General features: G+C 60.5%; 6 protein-coding genes and 1 tRNA gene. 1 reads left to right on the top strand and 6 read right to left on the bottom strand.

The window, feature by feature from the left end:
* Positions 1–50: 50 nt before the first annotated feature.
* Complete coding sequence (locus HSS18214_RS0106215) at positions 51–2,132, bottom strand: carboxy terminal-processing peptidase (RefSeq protein WP_016914437.1); 2,082 nt, start codon at positions 2,130–2,132, stop codon at positions 51–53.
* 138 nt (positions 2,133–2,270) lie between these two features.
* Here HSS18214_RS0106215 and HSS18214_RS0106210 point away from each other — a divergent pair, with 138 nt between their 5' ends.
* On the top strand, positions 2,271–3,575 hold the full coding sequence (locus HSS18214_RS0106210; protein WP_016914436.1) for a M18 family aminopeptidase: 1,305 nt from the start codon (positions 2,271–2,273) through the stop codon (positions 3,573–3,575).
* 90 nt (positions 3,576–3,665) lie between these two features.
* Here HSS18214_RS0106210 and HSS18214_RS0106205 read toward each other — a convergent pair.
* From HSS18214_RS0106205 to HSS18214_RS0106185, 5 genes are all read right to left on the bottom strand, one after another.
* A tRNA-Met gene (locus HSS18214_RS0106205) sits at positions 3,666–3,742 on the bottom strand.
* A gap of 63 nt (positions 3,743–3,805) precedes the next feature.
* Complete coding sequence (ychF, locus tag HSS18214_RS0106200; protein WP_016914435.1) at positions 3,806–4,897, bottom strand: redox-regulated ATPase YchF; 1,092 nt, start codon at positions 4,895–4,897, stop codon at positions 3,806–3,808.
* Between the two features lie 95 nt (positions 4,898–4,992).
* Positions 4,993–5,574 carry an aminoacyl-tRNA hydrolase gene (gene pth / locus HSS18214_RS0106195; protein ID WP_016914434.1) on the bottom strand — a complete coding sequence of 194 codons (582 nt, stop codon included), beginning with the start codon at positions 5,572–5,574 and terminating at the stop codon, positions 4,993–4,995.
* Positions 5,575–5,708: 134 nt separating this feature from the next.
* Entirely contained in the window at positions 5,709–6,338 is a 630-nt protein-coding gene (locus HSS18214_RS0106190; RefSeq protein ID WP_016914433.1) for a 50S ribosomal protein L25/general stress protein Ctc, read from the bottom strand.
* 97 nt (positions 6,339–6,435) lie between these two features.
* Entirely contained in the window at positions 6,436–7,377 is a 942-nt protein-coding gene (locus HSS18214_RS0106185) for a ribose-phosphate pyrophosphokinase (RefSeq protein WP_026001771.1), read from the bottom strand.
* Between the last annotated feature and the right edge of the window lie 37 nt (positions 7,378–7,414).

Genomic DNA, 7,414 nt, shown 5'->3' with positions numbered 1-7,414 from the left:
TTGCCTGGACAGGCTGCCCCGTCGCCGTCAGGCGTCGGGGCAGGAGCTGCTCAGCGGCGTGCCATGCGCTGGGCTTTCTCCAGGTGTGCGAAATCGAGCAGGATTTCGGCGGCTTCCAGCACATGAGCGCGGTCGACGGGAGCGGCTTCGTCGCGCTCGGTGTCGGTCTCGTCATCCTGGGTGCCGTCGCTGCGGGCATCCATCCACTCTTCCAGTTCTGGGAGACCCAGTGCGCGGCGGCGCTGGTTTTCCAGTGACAGCTGCTCGGCTTCCTGGGCTTCCAGCTCACGTTGGCGCTGTTCGCGGTTCAGGCTGACGCTGGTGTGCTGTTCGCGCAACTGGCGGGCCAGGGTGGATTGGCGCTCCAGGTAGCGGAAATTGGGGTTACCCTTGGCGCGCTCCTCATGTAGCGAGATGAGGGTGGGCAGTACCGTTTCCGGCGAGCCGTAGCGACGATACTGAACGTTCTGGACGGTGTCCCAGGGCAGGGCATTGTCCAGGCTGCTCTCCCCAATGCGCTCGGGGTCGATCAGGCTGGGGAAGGCGATGTCCGGCTCTACGCCGCGATTCTGGGTGCTGTCGCCAGAGATGCGGTAGAATTTGGCGCGTGTCAGCTTGATCTGGCCATGGCTCAGGTCGTTGAGGGTCTGTACCGTGCCTTTGCCAAAGGTCGAAGCGCCCACCACGATGCCGCGGCCATAGTCCTGAATGGCGCCCGCGAAAATCTCGGAGGCTGAGGCCGACAGGCGGTTCACCAGAACGGTAAGCGGGCCGTCGTAGAGCGTGCCTGCTTCGGTGTCGCCGTAGAGCTGGATACGGCCCTGGGCGTCACGCACTTGTACCGTGGGGCCGCGATCGATGAACAGGCCGATCAGCGAGTTGGCCTCCTGCAGGGCGCCGCCGCCGTTATTGCGCAGGTCCAGCACGATGCCCTCGACGCCCTCTTGCTTGAGGTTGTCGATCTCACGAGCCACGTCGCGGGTGGTACTGCGATACTCGTCTTCTCCTGCCTGCCAGGCGTCGAAGTCAACGTAAAAAGTCGGCACGGTGATGACGCCGATACGGTGCGGCTCGCCATCGCGCATGACTTCAATGACTTCGCCCTTGGCGGCCTGGTCTTCCAGGCTAACAGTGTCGCGGGTGATTTCCACGATTTGTGAGCGGGTCATGTCCACCGCCTGAGCAGGCACGACGTCCAGGCGAACCACCGAGCCCTTGGGGCCGCGAATCAAATCGACCACGTTGTCCAGGCGCATGCCCACCACGTTGATCATCTCGCCATCTTCCTGGCCTACCGCAATGATGCGGTCAGCGGGCTCCAGCACTCCGGCGCGGTCGGCGGGGCCACCGGGCACCAGGCTGGAGACCTTGACGTATTCACCGTCGGCTTGCAGCAGGGCGCCGATACCTTCCAGCGAAAGGCTCATCTGAATGTCGAAGGATTCACCCTGGCGGGGCGACAGGTAGCCCGTGTGTGGGTCGATGGTGCTGGACACTGCGGCCATCAGTAGACCGAAAACGTCTTCCGATTCGGTCTGGCGCAGGCGGGTCAGCTGGCCTTCATAGCGCTGGCGCAGGTTGTTCTCGATCTGCTCATCGTCCTGACCGGTGAGTGCCAGGGTCAGGGCGTCGTTCTTGAGGCGCTTGCGCCACAGTTCATCGAGCTCGCTTTCACGGCTGGCCCAGGGGGCGCTTTCACGATCCACTTCCAGGCGTTCGTCGCTTTCGAACTCCAGCGAGAGGCCTTCGTCCAGGCGTGCCAGCAGCCACTCTAGGCGAGAAGTGTGGCGCTCGCTCAGGCGGTTGTAGAGTGCAAAGGCATCGTCCAATTCTCCTTCGAACAGCGCCTCGGCCATATCGTTTTCCAGATGACGATAGGGTTCAATATCACGGTTGAGCAAATAGGCACGCTGACCATCGAGAATGTCCAGGTAGCGCTGGAAAGCCTCCTCGGACCACTGCGGGTCAAAATTAATGTTCGCGTAGTGGCCATAGCGGAGCGAATCCGCAATTTCTACGGCCGCTTGGCGTTGTTCGTCTGTCGGCGCCAGTTGGGCCATCGCCGCCGGGCTGGTCACCACCAGCATGACAGCAAGGGCGACCGAGCGCGAAAGCGTTGCAAACAAGCTCATCAGTCAAGCTCTCCCGGATTTGTGTACACTCATTCTTCCCTAGACACGCAGTTAGCCCATGAGTTGCGTAGGCCGAGGGAGCATTGTAGCAGGTCATTTACCCTGTGAGACTCAATCATTACTGTAAAGAGGATTTCCATGTCCGAGGCTTTCAACGCAGAACGTTTAACGCGACTGTGCGATTTCTTGCAGCAGTCGCCCACGCCATGGCACGCCACCCAGAACATGGCGCAGCGTTTGGAGCAGGCGGGCTTTACACGCTTGGAAGAAACCGCCAACTGGCAGCTTGCGCCTGGCAAGCGTTACTACGTGACGCGCAATGACTCGTCGCTGATCGCCTTTCAACTGCCCGCCGGAAAGTTGTCCAGCCTGCGTATGCTGGGTGCGCATACCGACAGCCCCGGGTTGCACCTGAAGCCCAACGCAACGCACTATTCGGCGGGTTGGCTGCAGTTGGGTGTGCAGGTATATGGCGGCGTGCTGTTGGCGCCCTGGTTCGACCGTGAGCTGGGGTTGGCGGGGCGGGTGCACGTGCGCCACGCCGATGGTCGGCTGGAAAGCGTGTTGCTGAACGTGGCGCAGCCGGTGGCGATGATTCCGAGCCTGGCGATTCACATGGACCGTGACGTCAATGCAGGGCGTACGATCAACCCGCAAACCCAGATGGCACCGGTATTGCTGCAGAGCAACGACCTCGAGCTCAACGACCTGTTGGCGCAGTGGCTGGAAGCGCAGCACGGGCTGCGTGCCGTGGATATCGTCGATTTTGAGCTGGGTTTTTACGACGTACAGCCGCCTGCGCTGGTGGGGTTGCGTCAGGAGCTGCTGGCCAGTGCCCGGCTGGATAATTTGCTGTCGTGCTTTGTCGGGCTGGAGGCGCTGCTGGCGTGCGATGGCGAGCAGGGGGCGTTACTGGTGGCCAACGACCATGAAGAGGTTGGTAGCGCCAGCGCCTGCGGTGCACAGGGGCCGTTTCTGGGAGACGTGCTCAAGCGTTTGAATGGGCAAGTGGGCGGGGGTAGTGAAGAGTCGCTGATTCAGCTGATTCAGTCGTCACTGATGATCTCCTGCGATAACGCCCACGCGTTGCACCCCAATTTCCGTGACAAGCACGATGAGCGGCATGGACCGGCCATCAACGGCGGGCCGGTCATCAAGGTGAACGCGAGCCAGCGTTATGCCACCAACAGCGTGACCGGTGCACTGTTTCGCGATGTGTGTCGAGAAGCCGATGTGCCCGTGCAGTCATTCGTCACCCGGGCGGACATGGGCTGCGGCAGCACCATCGGTCCGATCACGGCGACCGAAGTGGGCGTGCCGACCATCGATGTGGGCTTGCCGCAGTGGGCCATGCACTCCATTCGTGAAACGTCCGGCACTCGCGACGTCGAGTACCTGACTCGCGCGTTGGTTCAGTTCCTGAATCGCGTGACGCTGCACTGATCACCCGTCAGCGAACCAGAACGAACCAAAATGAAAAAGGCCCGCTGATGAAATCAGCGGGCCTTCGCTATTGCTAGCTCGATTCGGTGTTGGTGGCTACGCCCTGATTTGAACAGGGGACCCCATCATTATGAGTGATGTGCTCTAACCAGCTGAGCTACGTAGCCGTGCAACGGGGGCGAATATTACCCACCCCTTTGTCATTCGTCAAGCATTGATTGTTTGCTTCGTTACACATTGAAGCGGAAGTGGATCACGTCGCCATCCTTGACGATGTAGTCCTTGCCTTCCAGGCGCCATTTTCCGGCATCCTTGGCACCCTGTTCGCCGCCCAGCGAGACGTAGTCGTCATAGGCGATGACTTCGGCGCGAATGAAGCCTTTCTGGAAGTCGGTGTGAATGACCCCGGCAGCTTCCGGAGCGCTGGCCCCCTGCTTGACGGTCCAGGCACGTACTTCCTTGACGCCTGCGGTGAAGTACGTCTGCAGGCCCAGCAGGGCATAGCCTGCGCGGATGACGCGATCCAGCCCCGGCTCTTCCATGCCCATTTCGGCCAGGAACATGCTGCGCTCATCGTCGTCGAGCTCGGCGATTTCGGCCTCCAGCTGGTTGCACACCGGTACGACCACAGCGCCTTCTTCGGCGGCGATCTCCTTGACGATGTCCAGGTAGGGGTTGTTCTCGAAACCATCTTCATTGACGTTGGCAATGTACATGGTGGGCTTGAGCGTCAGGAAACCAAAGCTTTTGACCTGGCGTTTCTCGTCTTCATCCAGGCCAAAGCTGCGCAGTGGCTGGCCTTCTGCCAGGTGGGGCTGAATCTTGTCCAGCACCGCCTTGGTGGCCATGGCGTCCTTGTCGCCACCCTTGACCACGCGCACCAGGCGCTGGCTGGCTTTTTCGACCGTATCCAGATCGGCCAGAGCGAGTTCCAGGTTGATGGTTTCGATGTCGGCGCGGGGGTCTACCTGGTTGGCCACGTGGATCACGTTGTCGTTGTCGAAGCAGCGCACCACGTGGGCAATGGCCTGGGTTTCACGAATGTTGGCGAGAAACTTGTTGCCGAGCCCTTCGCCCTTGGAAGCACCCGCTACCAGGCCGGCGATATCCACGAATTCCATGGTGGTCGGCAGGACTTTTTCGGGCTTGACGATGGCTGCCAGCTTATCCAGGCGTGGGTCTGGCATGGGAACGATGCCGACGTTGGGTTCGATGGTGCAGAACGGGAAGTTCTCGGCATCGATACCTGACTTCGTCAGTGCATTGAACAGGGTGGATTTGCCTACGTTGGGTAGGCCGACAATACCGCAGTTAAAGCCCATACATTACTTCCTGGCCGCTAGGCCAGCGCTATCTCGTGAGGCGCTGGCCAACAGTGAATAAACGTGTGCGATCACACGACTGATCAAACGTGCTGCTATTTTACGCTATGAAGGCGGTTCATGGCTTTAGCCCAATCACCGGAAAGTGCCAGCGGCAGCGTGGCCAGGCTCTCCTCCAGGGCGTGCGCGATGGCTTCCTGTTCGGCTTTGCCAGGGCGGCCCAGCACGTAATTGACCACTTGGCGTGCTTCCCCGGGGTGGCCGATGCCGATACGCAGGCGGTGGAACTGCTTCTGGTTGCCCAGCGCGCTGATGATGTCGCGCAGGCCGTTGTGGCCGCCGTGCCCGCCACCGGTCTTGTAGCGTGCCTGGCCGGGGGGCAGGTCCAGCTCGTCATGGGCGACCAGCAGGTTCTCTGGAGTGAGCTTGAAGAACTGGGTCAGCGCAGCCACCGCAGCGCCGCTGCGGTTCATGAAGGTCGAGGGGTTCAGCAGGTGCAGTTCGTGCTCGCCCAGGCGTACCTTGGCATAAAGCCCCAGAAACTTCTTTTCCGGGCGCAGTTCACTGTGGGCGCTGCGGGCAAGGGCCTCGACCAGCCAAAAACCGGCGTTGTGGCGGGTTGCATCATAGTCAGCGCCGGGGTTTCCCAGCCCGATAATGGCCGTTACCTGGCTCATGTGCTCAGCTCCAGTAGGATGAAAATGGCAGCGTGTCTCGAGTCGCAAAAAAAAATCAAGCGCCGAGGCGCTTGATTTTATCATTTCCGAGCCATGCGGGCATGGCTCGGGGCGCAATACCGCTGCGCCTTGGCTTACTCGGCGCTTTCTTCTGCGTCGCCTTCGCCTTCTTCTTCAACACGTACTTTGACAGCAGTGATGCTCAGTACGGCGTTGTCGTGCTCTTCACCGTGGGACAGGTCAACGGAAGTGACGCCCGCCGGGAAGGTCAGGTCAGACAGGTGCAGGGTAGTGCCCAGCTCGACCTTGCTGATGTCCACTTCCAGGAAGTCAGGAAGATCTTTCGGCAAGCAGCTGATGGCAACTTCGTTGGCCAGCACGTGCAGTTCACCGCCCTGGTCCTTGATGCCCACACACTTCTCTTCGTTCACCACGTGCAGCGGCACGTTCATGGTGATGGCGTGAGTCGCGTCGACGCGCATGAAGTCGGCGTGGGTCAGCAGCGGCTTGAAGGGGTGGCGCTGCAGATCACGAACAACGACCTGCTCTTCGCTGCCGTCGACGACCAGCTTGATGACGGAAGAGAAGAACGACTCGTCTTCGATCGCCTTGTAGAAAGCGGTCTTTTCGACAGAGATGGATTGCGCGCCTTTCTCACCGCCGTACACAACGGCCGGTACGAATTGGTTCGCACGACGCAGGCGGCGGCTCGCACCTTTCCCCAGGTCGTTACGAACGCTGGCTTTCAGGATAAAATCAGACATGTTAATTGCCTCTTGGTTTAAGTAAGGAAACGCCGCCGCCCGCGACCAGGCGACGACGTTCCCATGGCCCCAGAAGGGGGCTTGTCACATCAGGCGATCAGTGGAACATCGCGCTGACGGATTCTTCGTTGCTGACGCGGCGAATGGCTTCCGCAATCAGGCCAGCAACGCTCAACTGGCGAATCTTTCCGCTGCGACGCGCATGGTCGGCCAGCGGAATGGTGTCGGTCACCACGACTTCATCCAGTACGGAGTTGGTAATGTTGTCTACCGCCGGGCCCGACAGGATCGGGTGGGTGGCATAGGCGACGACCCGCGCCGCGCCATGATCTTTCAAGGCTTCGCCCGCTTTGCACAAGGTGCCTGCGGTATCGATCATGTCATCGACGACTACGCAGGTGCGGCCTTCGATTTCACCGATGATGTGCATGACCTGCGCCTGGTTGGCCTGGGGGCGACGCTTGTCGATGATGGCCAGGTCGGCATTCAACTGCTTGGCGATGGCGCGAGCACGTACTACGCCGCCGACATCGGGGGATACCACCACCAGGTCGTCGTAGTTCTGGCGCTCGATGTCGTCGAGCAGGATCGGAGAGCCGTAGACGTTATCTACTGGCACATCGAAGAAGCCTTGAATCTGGTCGGCGTGCAGGTCCATGGTCATGACGCGGTCGACGCCTGCTTTTACCATCATGTCGGCCACTACCTTGGCCGAGATGGGGACGCGGGCGGAGCGTACACGACGATCCTGACGGGCATAGCCGAAGTAGGGAACGACGGCCGTGATGCGGGTCGCCGAGGCACGACGCAGGGCGTCGACCATCAGGATGAGCTCCATCAGATTGTCGTTCGTCGGCGCGCAGGTGGATTGCAGGATAAAGACATCCTTGCCACGCACGTTCTCATTGATCTCGACCGCGATTTCGCCGTCGCTAAATTGACCCACCGTGGCATTACCCATGCGGCTGTCCAAGCTCTCGGCAATCTTTTGAGCGAGTTCGGGATTGGCATTCCCGGTGAAGACCATCAATTTTGACACGCGCAGCCACCTTTGCAGTGTTGGGGATCAGGGGAGA

It is taken from the genome of Vreelandella stevensii S18214 (assembly GCF_000275725.1).
Taxonomy (GTDB): Bacteria; Pseudomonadota; Gammaproteobacteria; order Pseudomonadales; family Halomonadaceae; genus Vreelandella; species Vreelandella stevensii.
The sequence above is the reverse complement of the archived record's forward strand: the minus strand, read 5'-3'. Positions and strand labels throughout refer to the sequence as shown.